The organism is Nostoc commune NIES-4072 (genome assembly GCF_003113895.1).
Taxonomy (GTDB): domain Bacteria; phylum Cyanobacteriota; class Cyanobacteriia; order Cyanobacteriales; family Nostocaceae; genus Nostoc; species Nostoc commune.
Genome location: NZ_BDUD01000001.1, coordinates 1,639,265 through 1,658,219 on the forward strand (window position 1 = coordinate 1,639,265; position 18,955 = coordinate 1,658,219).

The 18,955-nt window shown below is 41.9% G+C and carries 23 protein-coding genes; 19 read left to right on the forward strand and 4 right to left on the reverse strand.

The genetic code is table 11. The annotated features are described in order from the left end of the window. Positions 1–8 precede the first annotated feature (8 nt). Positions 9–1,472 carry a TM0106 family RecB-like putative nuclease gene (locus CDC33_RS07335; RefSeq protein WP_109007927.1) on the reverse strand — a complete coding sequence of 488 codons (1,464 nt, stop codon included), beginning with the start codon at positions 1,470–1,472 and terminating at the stop codon, positions 9–11. Between the two features lie 167 nt (positions 1,473–1,639). Here CDC33_RS07335 and CDC33_RS07340 point away from each other — a divergent pair, with 167 nt between their 5' ends. The 5 genes from CDC33_RS07340 (at position 1,640) to CDC33_RS07360 (ending at position 6,730) form a co-directional block, all read left to right on the forward strand. Further along, positions 1,640–2,833 carry an aminotransferase class V-fold PLP-dependent enzyme gene (locus CDC33_RS07340; RefSeq protein ID WP_109007928.1) on the forward strand — a complete coding sequence of 398 codons (1,194 nt, stop codon included), beginning with the start codon at positions 1,640–1,642 and terminating at the stop codon, positions 2,831–2,833. A gap of 71 nt (positions 2,834–2,904) precedes the next feature. Then, on the forward strand, positions 2,905–3,996 hold the full coding sequence (locus CDC33_RS07345; RefSeq protein WP_109007929.1) for a glycosyltransferase family protein: 1,092 nt from the start codon (positions 2,905–2,907) through the stop codon (positions 3,994–3,996). 89 nt (positions 3,997–4,085) lie between these two features. Then, complete coding sequence (locus CDC33_RS07350) at positions 4,086–4,499, forward strand: secondary thiamine-phosphate synthase enzyme YjbQ (protein WP_109007930.1); 414 nt, start codon at positions 4,086–4,088, stop codon at positions 4,497–4,499. A gap of 267 nt (positions 4,500–4,766) precedes the next feature. Further along, positions 4,767–5,516: a hypothetical protein gene (locus CDC33_RS07355; protein ID WP_109012485.1), complete on the forward strand. Its 750-nt coding sequence runs from the start codon at positions 4,767–4,769 to the stop codon at positions 5,514–5,516. A gap of 425 nt (positions 5,517–5,941) precedes the next feature. Further along, complete coding sequence (locus CDC33_RS07360) at positions 5,942–6,730, forward strand: Nif3-like dinuclear metal center hexameric protein (protein WP_109007931.1); 789 nt, start codon at positions 5,942–5,944, stop codon at positions 6,728–6,730. 160 nt (positions 6,731–6,890) lie between these two features. On the opposite strand, the gene CDC33_RS41145 is transcribed toward CDC33_RS07360, so the two are convergent. Then, entirely contained in the window at positions 6,891–7,013 is a 123-nt protein-coding gene (locus CDC33_RS41145) for a hypothetical protein (RefSeq protein ID WP_280524463.1), read from the reverse strand. Between CDC33_RS41145 and CDC33_RS40235 the strand changes: the two genes are divergently transcribed. From CDC33_RS40235 to CDC33_RS07375, 3 genes are all read left to right on the forward strand, one after another. Next, positions 7,001–7,219: a hypothetical protein gene (locus tag CDC33_RS40235; RefSeq protein WP_109007932.1), complete on the forward strand. Its 219-nt coding sequence runs from the start codon at positions 7,001–7,003 to the stop codon at positions 7,217–7,219. The genes CDC33_RS41145 and CDC33_RS40235 overlap by 13 nt on opposite strands. Before the next feature lie 246 nt (positions 7,220–7,465). Beyond that, positions 7,466–7,618 carry a hypothetical protein gene (locus CDC33_RS38420; RefSeq protein WP_219930115.1) on the forward strand — a complete coding sequence of 51 codons (153 nt, stop codon included), beginning with the start codon at positions 7,466–7,468 and terminating at the stop codon, positions 7,616–7,618. 215 nt (positions 7,619–7,833) lie between these two features. Then, positions 7,834–8,145 carry a DUF6679 family protein gene (locus tag CDC33_RS07375; RefSeq protein ID WP_012408115.1) on the forward strand — a complete coding sequence of 104 codons (312 nt, stop codon included), beginning with the start codon at positions 7,834–7,836 and terminating at the stop codon, positions 8,143–8,145. A gap of 70 nt (positions 8,146–8,215) precedes the next feature. On the opposite strand, the gene CDC33_RS07380 is transcribed toward CDC33_RS07375, so the two are convergent. Next, a complete protein-coding gene (locus CDC33_RS07380) occupies positions 8,216–9,883 on the reverse strand; it encodes an MBL fold metallo-hydrolase (RefSeq protein ID WP_109007934.1) in 1,668 nt (555 codons plus the stop codon). Between the two features lie 299 nt (positions 9,884–10,182). Next, on the reverse strand, positions 10,183–10,305 hold the full coding sequence (locus CDC33_RS42085) for a DUF8629 family protein (protein ID WP_041565249.1): 123 nt from the start codon (positions 10,303–10,305) through the stop codon (positions 10,183–10,185). Between the two features lie 417 nt (positions 10,306–10,722). Between CDC33_RS42085 and CDC33_RS07385 the strand changes: the two genes are divergently transcribed. The 11 genes from CDC33_RS07385 to CDC33_RS07435 all read left to right on the forward strand — a co-directional run bounded on the left by CDC33_RS07385 (position 10,723) and on the right by CDC33_RS07435 (position 18,865). Then, on the forward strand, positions 10,723–11,280 hold the full coding sequence (locus tag CDC33_RS07385; protein WP_109007935.1) for an RDD family protein: 558 nt from the start codon (positions 10,723–10,725) through the stop codon (positions 11,278–11,280). Between the two features lie 43 nt (positions 11,281–11,323). Further along, a complete protein-coding gene (gene rpmG, locus CDC33_RS07390; RefSeq protein WP_094333178.1) occupies positions 11,324–11,518 on the forward strand; it encodes a 50S ribosomal protein L33 in 195 nt (64 codons plus the stop codon). 2 nt (positions 11,519–11,520) lie between these two features. Beyond that, on the forward strand, positions 11,521–11,736 hold the full coding sequence (gene rpsR, locus CDC33_RS07395) for a 30S ribosomal protein S18 (RefSeq protein ID WP_012411240.1): 216 nt from the start codon (positions 11,521–11,523) through the stop codon (positions 11,734–11,736). Positions 11,737–11,841: 105 nt separating this feature from the next. Continuing rightward, on the forward strand, positions 11,842–13,902 hold the full coding sequence (locus CDC33_RS07400) for a ribonuclease catalytic domain-containing protein (RefSeq protein WP_109007936.1): 2,061 nt from the start codon (positions 11,842–11,844) through the stop codon (positions 13,900–13,902). Positions 13,903–14,038: 136 nt separating this feature from the next. Next, positions 14,039–14,323, forward strand: coding sequence for a type II toxin-antitoxin system ParD family antitoxin (locus CDC33_RS07405; protein WP_109007937.1), 285 nt, complete (start codon positions 14,039–14,041; stop codon positions 14,321–14,323). Then, positions 14,323–14,628: a type II toxin-antitoxin system RelE/ParE family toxin gene (locus tag CDC33_RS07410; protein ID WP_109007938.1), complete on the forward strand. Its 306-nt coding sequence runs from the start codon at positions 14,323–14,325 to the stop codon at positions 14,626–14,628. The genes CDC33_RS07405 and CDC33_RS07410 overlap by 1 nt, the downstream gene beginning before the upstream one ends. 83 nt (positions 14,629–14,711) lie before the next feature. Beyond that, positions 14,712–14,909 carry a 50S ribosomal protein L35 gene (gene rpmI / locus CDC33_RS07415; RefSeq protein ID WP_109007939.1) on the forward strand — a complete coding sequence of 66 codons (198 nt, stop codon included), beginning with the start codon at positions 14,712–14,714 and terminating at the stop codon, positions 14,907–14,909. Between the two features lie 19 nt (positions 14,910–14,928). After that, a complete protein-coding gene (rplT, locus tag CDC33_RS07420) occupies positions 14,929–15,285 on the forward strand; it encodes a 50S ribosomal protein L20 (RefSeq protein WP_109007940.1) in 357 nt (118 codons plus the stop codon). A gap of 12 nt (positions 15,286–15,297) precedes the next feature. Further along, complete coding sequence (locus CDC33_RS07425; protein WP_109007941.1) at positions 15,298–16,110, forward strand: transporter substrate-binding domain-containing protein; 813 nt, start codon at positions 15,298–15,300, stop codon at positions 16,108–16,110. Between the two features lie 108 nt (positions 16,111–16,218). After that, a complete protein-coding gene (locus CDC33_RS07430; protein WP_109007942.1) occupies positions 16,219–16,743 on the forward strand; it encodes a tetratricopeptide repeat protein in 525 nt (174 codons plus the stop codon). Positions 16,744–16,882: 139 nt separating this feature from the next. After that, the gene (locus CDC33_RS07435; protein WP_109007943.1) at positions 16,883–18,865 is read left to right on the forward strand and encodes a primary-amine oxidase; all 1,983 of its coding nucleotides are present in this window, start codon (positions 16,883–16,885) and stop codon (positions 18,863–18,865) included. Positions 18,866–18,955: the final 90 nt, after the last annotated feature.

An 18,955-nucleotide genomic window follows, 5' to 3' on the forward strand; every position in this document is an offset into this window, starting at 1 on the left:
AAAATTACTTAAGCTAGACGCAAACCATATTCATCCTGAAAAAAGTTTACCAGCCAGTTTTTCACTCTGAGAGTAGCGCGACAGTCATCTTCGTTGTAGCTTTGGATAATTTCTAGTAAGGTGCGATCGCCTGTTTCTAGCCACTGATCATACCAGTAAATACATTTAGCGCCACTAGCTTCTTTTTCCCGCCACTCGAATCCTAACCAACGAGCGATCGCTTTCAGGGCATAACTTTCTACAGGTAATGCTACACTTTGCGTTAATTGTTCATATACATCCACAAATCGATTCAGTACAGGACGCACTAAGGAGGAAGGAGTGTTGTAAAGCCTTGCCAACCGTTTAACTGTATCAAACTCGTAGACACAAAAATGGTAAATTGGCGCTTCGGGATATTGCCAAACCAAATCCAAAAATTGCTGCCAAACTAATTCTTCGTCTTCTGGTTTGTCTGCTAAAAACGAATAAAACTGTTCTGTATTGGCAAGTCTATCAACGACTAAAACCCCTAAAAGATAATTTAAATCTAAGTCTGGCTGTGCCTCAATATCAAAGTAAAGCTCTATAGGTGCTGTAAATGTAATATCTTTTATTGGTAATGGATAAGGTAATATTAATGGTCGTTTTTCCAGTGAAGATTGAGCTTGCACTATGAGTTTGGGCGCTACTTCCTTGTCAAAACCAAGCAAGTTTTCTAAGGCGCTGGGACTAGTGTTAGCAAGAGATTCTAGCGTGGTAATGGCTACGTCTTGGAGTTGAGTGTAGCGAAGAGGTGTTACACCTGGTAATAATGAGAGATGTTTTTCAGATTGAGCGATCGCATAACATTGACTATACCAATGGCAAAGATTGCACTTTTGCCGAGAAATAAACACCTCTGGCGAATTTGGTAACTCTAAAACTTGAATCAACTCCTCCAGAATCTGCTGCATCCGTGGTGTCCATTTGAGCAAATCCACAGGATAATTTCTCTCTTTGGTACGCAATATCAGCCAAGCTGTTTCTGGTGCTAAGTCCTGTATTGTTGCCAATACCTGGGCGTGAAATGCAGCAACAACTTGATATTCTTGCTTAGGACGCTTACCCAGTTCAATACTAGCCGGAACATACATCCAATCTCCAAAGCAAGATTTTCCTGGCCGTTTGACGAGTAAATCTGGACGACTTAGCAGAGTGTATCCTTCAGAATAATTTGCTAACAATACTCCCTTATAGATGTACTCAACTCCACGCTGCATCAATTCTAGAGTAGCTGCCTCTGCTGCTTCCCAGTTTCCATAAGAAGAATAATCTGGTTGGTGATAAGTCACCTTTGCCAAAGCACTCAGCTGATGAGCAATTTTGTCCTGTTGTAGTTTCCGCAGCAACTCATTGGGAGCATCACGCTGACTTTTGTCACCGTGGATATCTAGAAAAGTCCGACGTTTACAGCGTTGGTATTGCAGTAGGAGTTCAGCATTAATTAGCATTCTTTTAAGTTAACAAGAATTAGTACAGTCTGGGAGTCACTCAGACAATTAATGATGGAGTGGGAGAATGGAGGAGATGAGGGGGATGAGGGGGATGAGTAAAAAATAACTAACGATCAATGACTTTTGACTAATCCAAAATCTACAATCTAAAATCTAAAATTGGTATGACCAGTACTTCTGCTACACAGACCAGGTTGCATAGCCATCGAGAGCAATTTCCGGCTTTAGGGAATAAGACTTATTTCAATTATGGGGGACAAGGCCCGATGCCCCAAAGGGCAATGGATACGATCGCTCAAACTCAAGCTTATGTTCAGCAAATAGGCCCCTTTGGTAATGAAGCATATCGCTGGATAGCCCCCCAGACTCAAGCTGCTAGAGTTGCGATCGCTTCAGAGTTACATGCACCAAGCGAAACAATTACTCTGACGCAGAATGTCACTGTTGGCTGTAATATCGCTATATGGGGCATCGAGTGGCGTGCTGGCGACCATATACTACTTTCAGACTGCGAACATCCAGGCGTAATTGCCACAACACAGGAAATTGCGCGAAGATTTGCGGTGGAAGTTACTACCTGTCCTCTCAAGGCAACTTTAAATGAAGGCGATCCTGTAAAAGTCATTGCCCAGCACTTGCGCCCTAATACCCGTCTTGTAATATTAAGTCATGTTTTCTGGAATACTGGTCAAGTTTTACCTCTTGATAAAATTGCCGAAGTATGTAGAAATAATCATTCTTTTTTACTGATAGATGCTGCCCAATCTGCTGGTTTGTTGCCTTTAAACTTGACAGAATTGGGTGTAGATTTTTATGCTTTCACTGGTCATAAATGGTTATGTGGCCCTGCGGGTGCTGGTGGCTTGTATGTCCGACCAGAAGCACGAGAAAGCTTGAAACCTACCTTTATTGGTTTGAATGGCATTGTTGTGGATAGTCAATCTCAGCCTGTGGATTGGCTTCCAGATGGGCGACGATATGAAGTGTCTACACTAGCTTATCCGTTGTATGTTGGGTTACGAGAGGCGATCGCAATTCATCAGCAATGGGGAACATCACAGGAACGTTACGAGCAAATTTGTCAAAACAGTGAGTATCTTTGGCGGCGCTTAGTAGAATTACCCGATGTTAAATGTTTACGAACTTCTCCGCCTGAAAGCGGTATCGTCTCGTTTCAACTGCTAAATAATCAGCCCCAGCCTCATCTCAAGTTGGTGCAATTTTTAGACTCACAAAGAATATTAACTCGGACAATTGCCGATCCTAGCTGTATACGCGTCACTCTCCATTACCTGACTTTAGAATCGGAAATCGACCAATTGGTTGAAGCAATTCAAAGCTTTTGCAAAAATAGTTAGTCATTATTCATTAGGAGTTAAAGTCATAATTCCTAATGACAAATGACAAATGACAAATGACAAACATAAAAATGGAACGTCCAATCTTATACTTAGCCATAACTAACCACGGCTTTGGTCATGCTACCCGCATTGCTTCTGTAGCTGCGACAATTCAAAAATTATGTCCAGAAGTTCTGCTAATTCTGGTAACTACTGCCCCGCGCTGGTTGCTAGAGTGCTACATAGAAGGCGATTTTATCTATCGTCCCCGTGCATTTGATTTGGGTGTGGTGCAAACCGATAGTTTGACAATGGATAAAGTAGCGACTTTAGAAAAGTTGCTGGATATTAAAAAGCATCAAAATTCCCTCATTGCTTCAGAAGTGAATTTTATCCGCCAAAATCGCGTTAATCTCATTTTGGCAGATATTCCCTTCCTCGCTCCTGGGTTTGCCAAAGGTGCAAATATTCCCTGCTGGATGATGAGTAACTTTGGCTGGGACTTTATCTACCGAGATTGGGGAGGCGAATTTAGCGTAGTTGCAGATTGGATTAGTGATTGGTACTCAAAGTGCGATCGCCTGTTTCGTCTACCCTTCCACGAACCGATGCCAGCTTTTAACAATATCACAGATGTCGGTTTAACAGGCGGTTCCCCCCGTCACTCTGCTGAGAAATTACGTTCTCTTTGGAGAATAACTACACCAGTAGAAAAAACTATTTTGTTAACCTTTGGCGGCTTGGGTTTACAACAAATTCCCTATGAGAACCTGCGGCGATTCCCAGATTGGCAATTTATCGTCTTTGATCAATCTGCTCCTGATTTACCTAATTTAGTGAAAATTGATGACCGCAAATACCGCCCTGTGGATTTTATGTCTATTTGTGGGCGAGTCATTTCTAAACCTGGTTACAGTACTTTTGCTGAAGCCACCCTATTAGGAGTACCTATTGTTACCATACCCCGCGAGGACTTTGCCGAAGCAACTTTTTTAATAGAAGGCATTACAAATTATAACCAGCATCAAATCATCACCCCATCTGAGTTTTTTCAAGGGACTTGGGATTTTCTGCGTGAGTTACCCCAATTACCAAAGCAATCTGAACCAATTGCTAAAGATGGAAATGAAGCGATCGCTTATGCTGTAATTAATTATTTCGAGTCGAATAAAGTTCTTTAAAACAACATAAATTAATAGTAGAACAATGGCAACATCCAGCAGATTCAACCGCTAATTAGCTCTTACTAACATCAATAACAGTGTTTTAAATGACTCACTACCAAAAGCTACTAAAAATTTCTACCACTGGTAAATCTTTTTACAATATCACTGCAAAAATTGAAGCCGCAGTTGCAGAATCGGGAGTTGAAACTGGTCTTTGTACTCTATTTTTACGCCACACTTCAGCCAGTTTAGTTATCCAAGAAAACGCTGATCCCGATGTCCTTGTGGATTTAGCTAACTTTATGGCAAAACTCGTGCCAGAATCGGGAAAATACATTCACGATGCAGAAGGCCCCGATGATATGCCGGCACACATTCGTACCGCACTCACCCATACTTCTGAACATATCCCTATTAATCGTGGTCATTTAGTACTGGGAACTTGGCAAGGAATTTATATTTGGGAACATCGCCAACGCAGTCATTTAAGAGAATTGGTTATTCATATTTCTGCATAGGTGATTCTTAAGTTTTATTTAAGATAGAGTTTAAATACTCTAGTTATCCAGCTTACCTTTTGGCTATAATCTCATAAACTCGCGGTGATATGCATTTAACAAATTTCGCCGCGTTCGCTTTGTCATGAAAATTAATCAGATATACGCTAAATAATTCGTGTCAATTTGTAAATTAAAAAGTAAAGTTTATTTGTGATTATTTAAAAATCTACTTGTTTCCATATAAACTAATATTTAGTATAAGCTGTATGGGCTATTTCAATGACTATGAAGGAAGAACTGACAACAACTCATACTTTCCAATTTATTGATGAAATCCTTGCCCAACAGTCTATTAATCTATTATCACTTAATCCCAAAAAAACATTAATTACCAGTTTCACAGAATTAGGAAATTTAATTGCTGAAGAAAATACCGAAATTGAACTCGTCATAAACCTTCAGCAAACTCTTGAATCCATAGTCCGTACTCAGTTGCAAAACTTTCCAGAAAACATATTCTGGGATTTTGATTTTATGGTAAGTAGCATGCTAAAGCAGGCTCTTATAGCAAATGAGGGTGCTGTTCCTTTTTTAAACCTTTTCGGCAAAAAGATGGTTTTGCTGACGGAGATGTTCGGGAGTAAAACAGAAATCCGCTTTCGTTATGTTCACGATTTTATGTATGGGTTTGAGTGGGCAAGGTGGGTACAAAAAGAGCCACAAAAACGCGCACATATAGAGCCTTTTAGTCCAGTTTTTTTGGATTATTTGCTTGTCAAAGGTAAAGAACTTTTACAACGGATTAATCACGGTCAGGTTACATCTTATAAACTATGTGACACAGGCTACCGTAATCCCTTCACCTTTTCTCGTGAACCAGAAGATGAATATCGTCTATTAACTTGTCTTGCCCAAGAAGAACTGATTCCAGTAGCAGTGTGGAACTGGAATGCTAGCCCTGTCTGGAACAAACCTTTCCAAGAAATGCGCCAGCAATTAGCATTAAAATTAAATATTCAACCACAGAAACACTAATTAGCAATTAAAATTAAAAATTGCTGAATAAATATATAGGACTACTATTTTATTTTTGAACAAAATTTAGATTTAGATATTGTAGGGTGTGTTAGAACGGAGTTCGTAACGCACCATTATCAAGGGTTTGGTGCGTTACGCTGTCGCTAACACACCCTACTGGCGTGTCTAGACTAATTTTGTGCATTAACTAACCGCAGAGGCGCAGAGAACACAGAGATATTAAAGGAAATCTATTGCATTATTTTAGCCTTGACAGGCTACTACGCAATACGGTTCAGTTAAGACTAAAACTCTTTGTCAAAGTCAATTTTTTTAACGAACCACAGAGGCGCAGAGGGCACTGAGAGAAGAGAGAAATGCTTAACTGAACTGTATTGGGCTACTACGTATCTTTTCAGAAATCAAATCGGATTCCTATAGTTATGAAAATTGCTGACTTAATTACTTGGTTTGAAGCATGGGCAAATCCCGCTTGGTGTGAAAGCTGGGATAATTGCGGCTGGCAGATTGAACCAGGAGTATTGCAGGAAAAAGCACGGGTTTTAGTATGTTTGACACCGACTTTGGCAGTAATGCAAGAAGCGATCGCTCTCAATGCTAATCTGATATTTGCCCATCATCCGTTGATTTTTACTCCTCCCAAATCTTTACGCACTGGTGAAGCGATCGCAGAAATGGTACGGTTGTCCTTTACCCACAATATTGGTATTTACACTGCCCATACGAATTTTGATCAAGTGCAGGATGGTACTGCTGACGTTTTAGCTCAAATTTTAGAACTCAAAGAAGTTACTCCCATAGTACCGACACAAGGAGGATTAGGATATGGTCGTGTTGGTTTGCTAGAGCCATTTCTAACATTACAGGAATTACTCGCAGCCATTCAAAGCCGACTTGCTCCCCCTAATTTGATTTTTTCTCCAAGTGCTGATTTACAGCAAACAATTTCACGAGTTGCTGTTTTAGGTGGTTCGGGGGCTAGTTATATTTCAGCTGTCGCCAAAACTGGTACTCAAGTTTATCTGACTTCTGACTGTAAGTTTCATCAGTTTCAAGAAAGCCGCGATCGCAATCTCATTTTAATCGATGCCGGACATTACGCTACCGAACGTCCAGCTTGCGATCGCTTGGTGCAAAAATTCCAGTCTTTAAACTTAGACTGGGTGCAATTAAGCCAAAAGGATGAAGATTTCCGCCAGTTTTTTGCTTGATTGCTTATGTTTCACTAAAATTTCCTTATCTTTATAATCTGATCAAATTGTACGCCATCTCAGTACCGACGCTAAAGTTTTTTGTAACCATTATCTGCGTATATAAATAGATAAATGCACTTAAATCTTATATTGTAACCCATTGATGTGATCTAAATCACTAACTAGGTGTAATGATAATCACATCATATTCATGTTCCATATCAATTAATATCAAAGGTAAATGTTCCACACTTGACATAACAATTTGTTTACTCTGTCCTAACCAAGATGATTCGCACACTCGTTGAATCTGCTTTCCAAACTGGATATCTTAGTGTTGAATCTGAGGGATTACTCCATCAAGTGCTTGTCACTAAATGCTGGAAGGAAGAGGATTTGTCAGCCCTCGCAGCCCTATACGATGCAGTTCGGGCAGGTAAAATTAAACGAGAAGCCTCCTCATCAAACGTGCTTATGGAATTTTCGCTACCATATAAATCTTGCTGATAGTCCAAAATAAGCGGAGGGTGATTTTCCTATGTTTCCCTCTTATCCCCCATTTCCTTTGCCCCTGAAGCTTCTCACCTCTACTCCGTTGCTTTTTAATTAGCTATCATCAGGCAAAAACCTTTAAAAATCAAAACTATTTAGGTGTTGTTGTTGAAAACCATCAAGGTCAGCAAGAGAATGAGTTAAGATCATATACACATGGGTAAAAGTAAAACCAAGTCCCCGGACTTCCCAGCAATGCCAATGATTAAAAGTAGGCAAGTTAAACAACCGCAATCAACGATTGGTTTTGAGTATTCTTTATTACATAATAGTAACAAGAACTCACCAGCAAATATGAGCCTGGTTAGGACAGGTTCCGAATTGTTTGGCTTCGATGAAGCAGACATTGAGTAGAATGAGCCGGAGGGAGATTAAGTTCATTGCTGCAAGCATTGATTTCTGACCCAAAATTTCCCAATATTTGACAACTACATGCAAGTTTTGGGATTAGGTGATGAAGCGTACTTGTTCTGAACAGTGAAATTAAGCTCTTAAAGGTGTAATGTAATTGGGTAGAACCCAGATTTTGACAGGTTTAACTACGTTGTTTAAAAAGGCAGAAACAGTACATGCTACACCGCAAGATTTATCAACTCTGTTGCGATGGGCGCGAGGTATGTGTTTTCTTGCGGGACCAGCAACGCTGGATTGAACGCGCCCGCATCATCGACATAGAGGGAGATTTAGTGACCCTACGCTATGAAACAGAAGAAGAAGACGAAGTTTGTTCTTGGGAAGAAATGGTTCGCCTCGAGAGCATTGGTGCTGTAACGCAAAAACTAGCTTCAGTACCACGCGGTAATGTGGAGCCTTTGATGACTGAAGATTGTCCCGAAGCCGAACGCATCCACAACCGTTACACTGACTCTAATCCAGAATAATCAGTCATTAGTCATTAGTCATTAGTCATTCGTCATTAATTAAAAATGACAAAAGACACCGGATTAATGACTATTGGCTATCATTCAAACCTTCAAAAGCAGGACAGTAACCTTCTAGAGTTACCTTAAAGTTATACAACGGGGAAGCTGGATTCCAACATCGCTGCCCCCTTTGGTGTCGGCAAGTACCACAACAGTCTACATCTGTCCATGTATAGCGATCGCTATTTTGGTTGAGCAATTCTCTTTGAGACAATCCCCTCAATACTAGTTCTTCGCCTTGCCAACGAGCTTCGATCAAACCAGTATCAGCAAATTGCCGCCAACGAGGATCGGTAGTAATCACATCAGTTAGGGTGATTGTGATTACTGTTCCCAACTCTGTCAGTTCACCTTCGTAATTAGTTTCTGGTGCTGCAGGTTGTAAAAATGTATCGCCGATAGGCAATTCTACTAAAATGTCAGCCGCCGGCGAATGGACATGGTAGCGGTTTTGCAACTCCTCTAAGCTAGTCAGGTCTGCCAAGTAGGCAGGTGAACCGTGAACAAAAATGACGTGCTGGGGTCGCAAATTATGAATTAGCTGCGTAGTACCAGGCCCATCACTATGTTGAGCCAAGAGATAAGTTTCAACAGTGGTAGGTGCTAAATATTCTTTATTAACTTTTATATCAATTTTTTCTGGTAGCAGGATTAGCCAAGGGCCAGTGTCTAGTTGGCAGTGCTTACCCAAATCATCTGTAGAATCGGTGAGAACAATACAAGGTGACTTACCCACAGTGGGACGATGTTCTGCTTGTAAACGACGCACGCGGGGACGCACCCGTTCATCCCAAAATAAGGGTTGATGGCGGGCGAAGTTCTGTACAGATGGGGGAAGATGGGGTAACAGTTCTAGATAAGCATCACAACCAGTAGCAACAGCACCATCTACCCAGATATCTATATCTCGCCCGGTGAAGTGGTGATGAGAGCGTAAGAGCATTAATAATTCTTGACCCAATCCTAAAGCCGGGGTGGGAAGGATCACAGAACAATGGTCAGCGATCGCCCGATTAATTCGTTCTGCTAATTGATTTTCTTGGTTGCGGCGGTGAGGATGACGGGATGTGCCATAACTGCCTTCAATAATTAGCACATCCAAATCTAATCCTCGCAGTTCCTCTAAACGCAAACCTTCTACCAACCGGGAGTTTGACAGGAAAAAATCTCCTGTGTACAGTAACTTATAAGTACGCTGCTTAGTGGTGTAGGTAAGGAGAATTGCCACTGCCCCTGGTAGATGCCCGGAGGGAAATAATTCTGCCACCAAACCATCTTGGAATTCCACAGGCGATCGCAACGGCAAGGCATGACAAAATTCGGAAATTTTCTCAGGATCTTGGTCTAGCCAATTCAACGGCAGTAACTTGCTGGTTACTTCGCTACCATAAATAGGTAACTTTGGAAAAGCTTTATGAAGTGCCAGTAAGCCTCTGGCGTGATCTGGGTGGGCGTGACTAATCAAAACGAAGTCTGCTGGTGGGGGCGAACCAGTTCCACGTACCGACTTAGTAAGCCCCTTCGCCAGCGATGAAATATCCTCCAAACCACAATCCAATAGGATGCGGTGTGGGCCCATCTTCACTAATAAACACACGCCCTCATCGTAATGCTGGACACTATAGGGGAAACATTCTAATTCAGTACCCCCGAACGCAGCATCTACGCGAGAGGATGCCGACAGATTATCCCTCATGCTCTCCTCCCCTCAAACCTCATCATCATGGACATATCCCAAAAGCCAAAAATTACACAAATTTTGGTTTTGTGACTTAGGGGTAAGTTTTATTGTGCGCCCCTACACCCTGAGAATACAGATTTTTGATTGGGGAGGACGCCTCTACTGAACCCGCACTGATTCAGAAAGGTGGACTAACCAGAAGCCATCAAATTACTAGCTCAAAGATGCCTTTTGTTTATTTTCCCTTTGCAAGTTCTGAACGCTCTTAACCAACTCACCTTACAGGAAGTCGCCAAAGCGTTTACAGACTTATCTCAATGTGCAGAGCCATTGCCATGATAGTTATCTGAATCATAGAATCCATTTTTCGTGCCAAAAAACAAGCACGAAAGCGTAAAGATAACTGTTAATCCAGCTAGAATCAGCTTTACATCCATTTTTTTGCTGCCCCTTACTTAAAGACTTTCTTATATTAATTTAGTGCTTTCGCAATCAAACGTAATCACTAGAAAATCTTTACTATGCTTATGTGGATTGGGCAATAGGTAAATTTACCGCAATCAGTCAGATTGTAGAACCTTTCGGTTCACCTGTCTATTGATCTAGATGTAAACCAATATGACACCAAGAGCAATCCTCTACACCCTCTAAAAATCCTCAGTTGTTAGGATTGACCCACTGTTCAAATAAGCTTTTGAGGCTCTTTAGATACAAATCTTTAATAATTTACGAAACTTTACCAAAAAAGCTCTCTTCATCCAAAACTAGCCTAAACGCCAAACTCAAGTCATCACCTTAATATTAAAAACAGAAGTAATTATTTCCCAATCTCTAAATAAAAATACCTGTGTTGTATGACTATCGAACGACTTCCCCAAAAACACTATCCCAAGGCTGAAATTGGGCGACGAGGTATGGCATTGGGGCTTGATTTCCTTGGTGTCTGGTTAGTCAGTTCCCTACTGGGGGGCAGCGATATCGGGATTCAATTTCTGCAAATCCTAGTTTTTGTGATATTTTGGCTGATTTTGCGAGTGCTGGTGGTATACAACAATCAAGGGCAAAGTTTAGGGCGTTGGGCGTTCGATTTAAAGGTATTGGAAGTCGAAGATGGGGAAGTAGTGGGCAGAGTTCCAGATTTGCTCTCACTGGTGAAGCGAGAGGCGATCGTTGGCTTGGGTGCCCTTTTAGTATCAATTGCCCTCAGCAATATTAGAGCCAATCCCACTGCTATACTGCTAGTACTTCCCCTAGCAATTGATTGTGGAACTGCCTTTTCTGATACCCAGATGCGGCAGGCTTTACACGATCGCTATTGTGAAACTTTCATAGTTTCGTCGCGTCGTGGCTACTCGCTTGACATAAAAATTAAAAGATTAGTTGATAATATGCGGCGGAATGTGAGAAGATAGTCATTTGTGTTAATTCTCTTCAGGCTTCACTGTTTGTAAGATTATGGCTAAGAGTAAAGGTGCCCGCATTATTGTGACACTAGAGTGTACCGAGTGTCGGACAAATTCAGACAAGCGTTCTGCTGGTGTTTCACGTTATACCAGCACCAAGAATCGCCGCAACACCACTAACAGGCTAGAACTGAAAAAGTTCTGCACCCACTGCAACAAACATACCGTTCACAAGGAAATTAAGTAGAGATGAGTTATTTCCGTCGTCGCCTTTCTCCGATCAAGCCAGGAGAACCAATCGATTATAAAGATGTTGATTTACTGCGTAAGTTTGTCACCGAGCGGGGTAAGATATTGCCACGTCGGATTACTGGGCTTACATCTCAGCAACAGCGAGAGTTGACATTAGCAATTAAACGTTCGCGGATTGTGGCTTTGTTGCCATTTATCAATGCGGAAGGCTAAAAAGAGTGATGAGTTATGAGTGATGAGTTAAGAATCAAAACTCCTAACTCCTAACTCCTAACTTAAAACTATTTAAACTGTTCACCAAATTAAAGTGCGAGAGTTGTGGAGAAGGGGACGCTAGTTGAATTTAGGGTTCAAGGCGATCGCCGTCTGGGCATCGTAGAACGTCCAGACGGTAAAACCCGCTGGTTTGTGGTAGACGAACGTGGTCAATCCCACAGCCTCGCGCCTAGACAAATAACTTATACAGTTACCGGGCAGACTTACAAGCCTTCTGAGATTGCTAGCTTTTTGGAGCAGATCAAGCCTTATTTAGATCCATCTAGCTTAGAAGTAGCTTGGGAACTACTGGTTGAGGATGGGGAAACAGTCACTCCCGACCAAATGGCAAATTTGCTATTTTCAGCATCAGACGCGCCTCCTTGTTACGCCGCCCATTGCTTGTTATCAGACGACAAACTTTATTTCAAGCAAAAAGGAGATGCTTACGAGCCGCGAACTGCTGCTCAAGTGGCAGAACGCAAGCACCAGATGGAAGTAGAGGCGCTAAAAGCTAAGGGACAGCAGGAATTTTTAACTCGTGTAGAGCAGGCGCTCAAAGGTGAAGCAGTAGAGTGGGGCCGTCACGATCGCCAGCGCTTAGAAGGACTCGAAAAATACGCAGCACTGCTTGCTGACACCGTGCGGACAGGAGTCAATTATGATTCCTTGGCTCGTGCTTATCCGCCAAGCGCTCCAGTATTAGAAACTATGACCATGCTGGGACGGCCCACAACACCTCAAGGAGCCTTTCAGCTGTTAGTGGATTTGGGTTGCTGGAGTCCTTATGAAAACCTGTTCCTGCGTCGTTCTTCAATTCCGATTCAATTTCCTAATAAGGTATTAGAAGTGGCGCAACAGCGTTTGGATTTCCCGCCGATTGACTCAGATACAAACCGCCTTGATCTGACTCACCTGAAGGTCTACACCATTGATGACGAAACTACCACAGAGATCGACGATGGTCTGAGTTGGGAAATACTTCCTGATGGCCGGGAACGCCTGTGGGTGCATATCGCCGATCCGACTCGATGGTTAGTACCAGAAGATGAATTAGATTTGGAAGCGAGAAAGCGGGGTAGTACAGTCTATTTACCTACGGGGATGATTCCCATGTTCCCAGAGGTATTGGCGACTGGGCCGATGAGTCTGATCCAGGGACGGGTTTGTTGTGCCCTCAGTTTCGGGATTATTTTAGATACAAGTGGCAAAGTAGAAGATTACAGCATTCATACGAGCTTGATTAAGCCGACTTATCGCCTCACCTACGAAGATGTAGATGAAATGTTGCAATTACGGGTACAGGCAGAACCAGAAATTGCAGCGATCGCTACATGGGCACAGAAGCGCAAAGCTTGGCGTTACGCTCAAGGGGCAATTAGCATCACCATGCCGGAAGCGATGATCAAAGTCAAAGATGATGAGATCAATATTGACATCTTGGACGATTCTCCGTCGCGGCAAGTAGTGGCAGAAATGATGATTGTTGCCGGTGAAGTTGCGGCACGTTATGGTAAAGCTCATAACATACCTTTGCCCTTTCGCGGTCAGCCCCAACCGGAATTACCCCCAGAAGAGGAATTGCTGCTACTTCCCGCCGGATTCGTTCGCGCTTGCGCTATGCGTCGTTGTATGCCCAAGAGCGAAATGAGCATTACGCCTCTGCGCCATGCTGGTTTGGGTTTGGATACCTACACTCAAGCAACCTCTCCCATCCGTCGTTACAGTGATTTGCTTACCCACTTCCAATTGAAAGCCCATTTGCGGGGTGAAGTTTTACCATTTACCGCAGATCAACTTAAAGAAGTAATGATGACTGTCACCAGCATCACTCAAGAAGTGACGATGGTGGAACGGCAAACTAATAGATATTATGCTCTAGAGTATTTACGCCGTCATCCAGAGGAAACCTGGGAGGTAACAGTATTAATGTGGCTGCGAGAAGACAGCAACTTGGCCCTAATTTTGTTAGAAGATTTGGGCTTGCAGTTACCAATGGTTTTCAAACGTTCTGTTAACTTGGGCGAACAAATATTGGTGAAAGTCAGCCACGCCGATCCGCAAAAAGATATGATCCAGTTTCAAGAAATAGTTTATCAAGAAGCCCAAATAGCAGCGAATTAAATAATTTGTCATTGGTCATTGGTCATTTGTCATTCGTAATACTTGCCAGAGGCTAGATTATCAATTACGAATTATTTGAATCTTGCTCTAACCCCTGTCGGTTAGGATATAGGGTAAATGGAATGAGGTAATAGTTGTGAATATATCTTTGACCCCAGAACTAGAGCAGTTGGTTAAGGATAAGGTTAGTAGTGGGAAATACAACTCAGTTACTGAAGTGATGGGTGAAGCATTGAGATTGCTAGAAGAACGCGATCGCATTCGAGATCAGCGTCTAGCAGAATTGAAAGCTAAAATCCAAGAAGGAATAGAAGCCTCAGAGCGTGGTGAAGTAATCGATGGCGAAGAGGTGTTTGCAGAAATTGAAGAAGATATCCGACGTGCTGAAGCTCAAATGCAACAAGCAGAGGCCGCTAAATAATGAGTCGGTATGTTTTAACAATTCCAGCCAAGCAAGACCTCAAGGAAATTAATCGCTATATTATCCGCTTTAATCCTGCTGCGGCTCGAAGATTCAATGAAAAATTTAAACAGCAGTGTAAATTGCTGGCTAATTTCCCTAACATGGGGCAAAGTTGCGATAACTTTATAAGCGGTTTACGGAGTTTCCCTGTAGAAGATTATTTGATATTTTATCGTCCTATTGATGGCGGTGTGGAAGTTGTACGTATTGTCAGTGGTTATCGGGATTTAGAGACAGTTTTCTTAAATAACGATATTCTTTAGTAGTTGGTTCAATCCTTTATTTAATTTCCATTCCAGCAATTTTATTAGTATAATAATGGATCGTGTCGAATTAAAGCTAAACAATGCCTAAACTAAAGACTCGTAAAGCCGCAGCGAAGCGATTCCGTGCCACCGGCACCGGCAAAATCGTCCGTCGTAAAGCTTTCAAAAGCCACCTTTTAGAGCACAAATCTTCTGACAAAAAGCGTAGTATGCGTCAGAGTGCGCTTGTACATGAACGCGATGAACTTAACGTGCGCTTGATGCTCCCATATTTGTAAGTATTTTAGGAAATAAGTTATGACTCGGGTAAAACGCGGTAATGTAGCTCGGAAGCGCCGCAATAAAATTCTCAAACTAGCTAAAGGTTTTCGCGGTTCTCACTCAACTCTGTTTAGAACTGCCAACCAACAAGTGATGAAGGCGCTACGGAGTGCCTACCGCGATCGCAAAAAGAAAAAGCGCGATTTTCGCCGCCTCTGGATCACCCGCATCAACGCTGCTTCAAGGCAACACGGCTTGAGTTACAGCCAGTTGATCGGTAACTTGAAAAAAGCTGATATCCAACTAAATCGCAAGATGTTGGCACAATTGGCAGTCCTCGATCCAGCTAGCTTTGGTAAAGTTGCTGAACTCGCAAATAAAGCTAAAGGATAAAGGTGGCAAAGGATGTATAACAGATGTAACAGATGGCAAGTAATTACTCGGTTACATCTGGTATTATCCGCCACTATTTTTTGGATATCTTGCTTTTCCATAGTGGGGACGGGATTAACTGCGTCTGCTGCCAAAATGCCAGAAATTCAGCAGCGAGGCTATCTAACTGTTGCCGTTAAAGATAACTTGCGTCCGTTGGGATTTAGAGATGCTAACGGTAATTTGCAAGGCTTAGAAATTGACTTGGCACAGCGATTGGCACTTGACTTGGTAGGTACCGAGGCTGTGAAATTGAAACCCGTAGCGAATCGCGATCGCTTGTCTGTAGTATTAGACAATAAAGTTGATTTTGCGATCGCTAGGGTGACAGCAACTGAATCTCGCAGCCGCATAGTTAGTTTCAGTGTTCCCTACTATTTGGATAGCACTGTATTAGTTACAAAAGATCCCTCTGTACAGAAATTGAGCGATTTTGCAAAACAAAAAATTGCTGTACTCAACAATTCCAGCACCATTGCTAAGGTGCGTTACTTTGTGTCAAACGCCGATTTGGTAGGAGTAAATTCATATCAAGAAGCGCGAGATAAAATAGAAACTAATGCAGCCTTTGCCTTTGCCGCAGATGCTAGCGTTCTGAGCGGTTGGGTGCAACAATATCCTCAATATCGGCTACTGCCAATTAAGCTATCAACTGAACCCTTATCTGTAGTCATGCCCAAGGGATTGCAGTACGATGAATTAAGACGGAATGTGAATCAAGCGATCGCTCGTTACTTAGCAGAAGGTTGGCTCCAGCAACGTATTCAATATTGGGGTTTACCGTAATTTTGTCATTAGTCATTGGTCATTAGTGAATAACAAAGGACAAAGGGCAAATAACAATAAGCTGATAATAGATACAAAACCAACTTTATAATATTTGTATTTGCAGCAATGGATAACAGTCTAGCCATAATTTATCTCTCAATTTTTGTGACTATACTCACACTTGCAGCCGTGAGTATTTTTCGCCAGATTTTCAAAACTCGCAAGATTGAAAGCTCTTTTGCGAAGTTGCGAAAGAAATTAGAGAAAGAAAAAGGTACGACTCAAGAATATTATGAGTTAGGCAGTATTTATTCCGAAAAAAAACTGTATTCCCAAGCAATACTGCTGTTTCAAAAAGCTATCAAAGCTGCCCAAGAAGAGGGAGAAGAAAATATTGCCCCTATTTACAACGGGCTGGGTTATATTTATTTTACCCAAGAGCAATATGACCTAGCAATTCGTCAGTATAAAGAAGCTCTAAAAGCTAAACCAGACTATGTAACAGGGTTGAATAATCTCGCTCATGCTTATGAGAAAAAAAAGTTAACTACTCAGGCGTTACAAAGTTACGAGGAAGCACTAAAGTTTGATCCAAATAATCCTATTGCTAAACGCCGTGCTGAATCTTTACGTCGTTTGGTTTCTGCGTAAATTGGGCATTGGGCATTGTTTATTTCTCCCTACTGCCTAACTATTAACAAATTAATTTGGCTTTAGCCTCTTAATTTATCGGTTTTCATGCTTAGGCTTGGAAATAGATAACTATAAGTCTTTTTTAAAAATGTAAAAGATGATTAAGCGGCTAAAGCGTTTTTTGTGGCTAGTTATTGCCATCATTGTCGCCATTTCTATATCACTCGGATTAATGGGAAGATTGACGGCTCAACAGCCTTTGATTTCCCATCCTCTCACTTCGCTAACAGAGGCAGAAATTAGTACAGCCGTTTCGGTCGTCAAAAGAGAAAAAACTTTGAGCGAAATGGCAGCTTTTCCACTGATCGCTTTACAAGAACCAGATAAAGAAGAAGTTCTGAAATTTACACCTGGTAAAGCTTTTGGGCGAAAAGCTTTTTTGGTGATCTATGAGCGATCGCAAAACAAAACTTATGAAGGAATTGTCGATCTAACAAGCAAAACCTTAAGTTCTTGGAAAGAAATATCCTCTGTTCAACCTGCGATCGTGGTTTCAGAATATGAACTGGCAACTCAGGTAGTTAAAGCCGATTCCCGATGGCAAAAAGCGATACGAAGGCGGGGAATTACTGATTTTGATCAAGTCACAATTAGTTGTTGGGCACCAGGAATCTTAAGTAAACAGGAAGAAGTAACAGGTAATCGTCTGTGTCGAGCTTTATCTTACTACAAAGGCAAAGGCTGGAACTATTACGGTAGTCCCATTGAAGGAGTCTTAGCAACAGTCAATTTAAACACGGGTAAAATCGCCAGTTTCCTTGACAAGGGAAACGTACCTTTCTCTAAAGAAAACTGGAACTATGATGTAAAATCTTTAGGCAAATTACTTTCAGCACCTAAAGCATTAAAGATTCTGCAACCAAATGGTGCAAGTTTCCAAATTAATAATAATGAAATTAGCTGGCAAGGTTGGAAGTTTAGGTATTTAATGCATCCCCGTAGTGGATTGGTACTATACCAAGTGACACACGACGATGGGGAAAATATTCGACCAGTTTTATACCGCGCTAGCCTATCGGAAATGGTAGTTCCTTACGGCGATCCAAATCCTACTTGGTCGTTTAGGAATGCATTTGATGTTGGAGAATACAACTTTGGTTTACTAGCAAATACGATGCAGTTAGGTAAAGAAATTCCTGAAAACGGTCTTTTGCTGGATGCTGTATTTGCTAATGAGCAGGGAGAACCTTATAAAATACCAGGAGTTATCGGTATCTATGAACGCGATCGCGGAATACTATGGAAACATTATGATTACAATACTCAGCATAATGATGTCCGTCGCAGTCGAGAATTAGTGATATCGATGACTGCGGCTGTTGATAATTATGATTACAGCCTTAATTGGATCTTTCACCAGGATGGGACTTTGGAAGTCCAAAATGAACTAACAGGTATCGTGCTGGCGCAGGGAACGGCTGCCCAAAAGCAATCTGAGGATGACTCTTATGGTCGGCTAATCGCTAAGAATATCTTCGGAGTAAATCATCAGCACTTTTTCAACTACCGCCTAGATTTCGATGTCGATGGACAGGCTAATTCTGTGATGGAAATGAATGTGAAAGCTTTACCGATGGATGAGAAAAATCCTCTAGGAAATGCGATCGCAGTTACAGAAACCCCACTCACAAAAGAAACGGCTGCTGTCCGCGATTTGGATATGAAAAGCAGTCGGGAATGGATGATTGTTAGTGCAGATAAGAAAAATACGCTAGGGGCTGCACCTGGATATATGCTGATGCCTGGTGGAAACTCCATATTTTTCCCTGTGGAAGGCTCAAACATCCGTCAAAAGGCAGAATTTGCGACTCACCATGTCTGGATAACAAAATATAAACCTGCTGAACTCTATGCTGGCGGCGATTATCCAAACCAGACTCAACCAGGACAGGGTTTACCTAAATATATTGCAGACGATGAATCTTTGACGGGTGAAGATATCGTGCTGTGGTACACAATGGGCGTAACTCATGTTCCGCGATCGGAAGATTGGCCTGTGATGCCTGTTCACCAAGTTGGCTTTAAGCTAGTACCTAGAGGATTCTTTAGCCGTAATCCAGCGATTAATTTACCAGAGTAAAATATTAGTTTTCTAAAGTTTTCTAGGTTCAGTTTTTTCGTAATCTGTAAACCTGTAACTTGAATGCTGATAAGCTTATCGTAGGTCAAA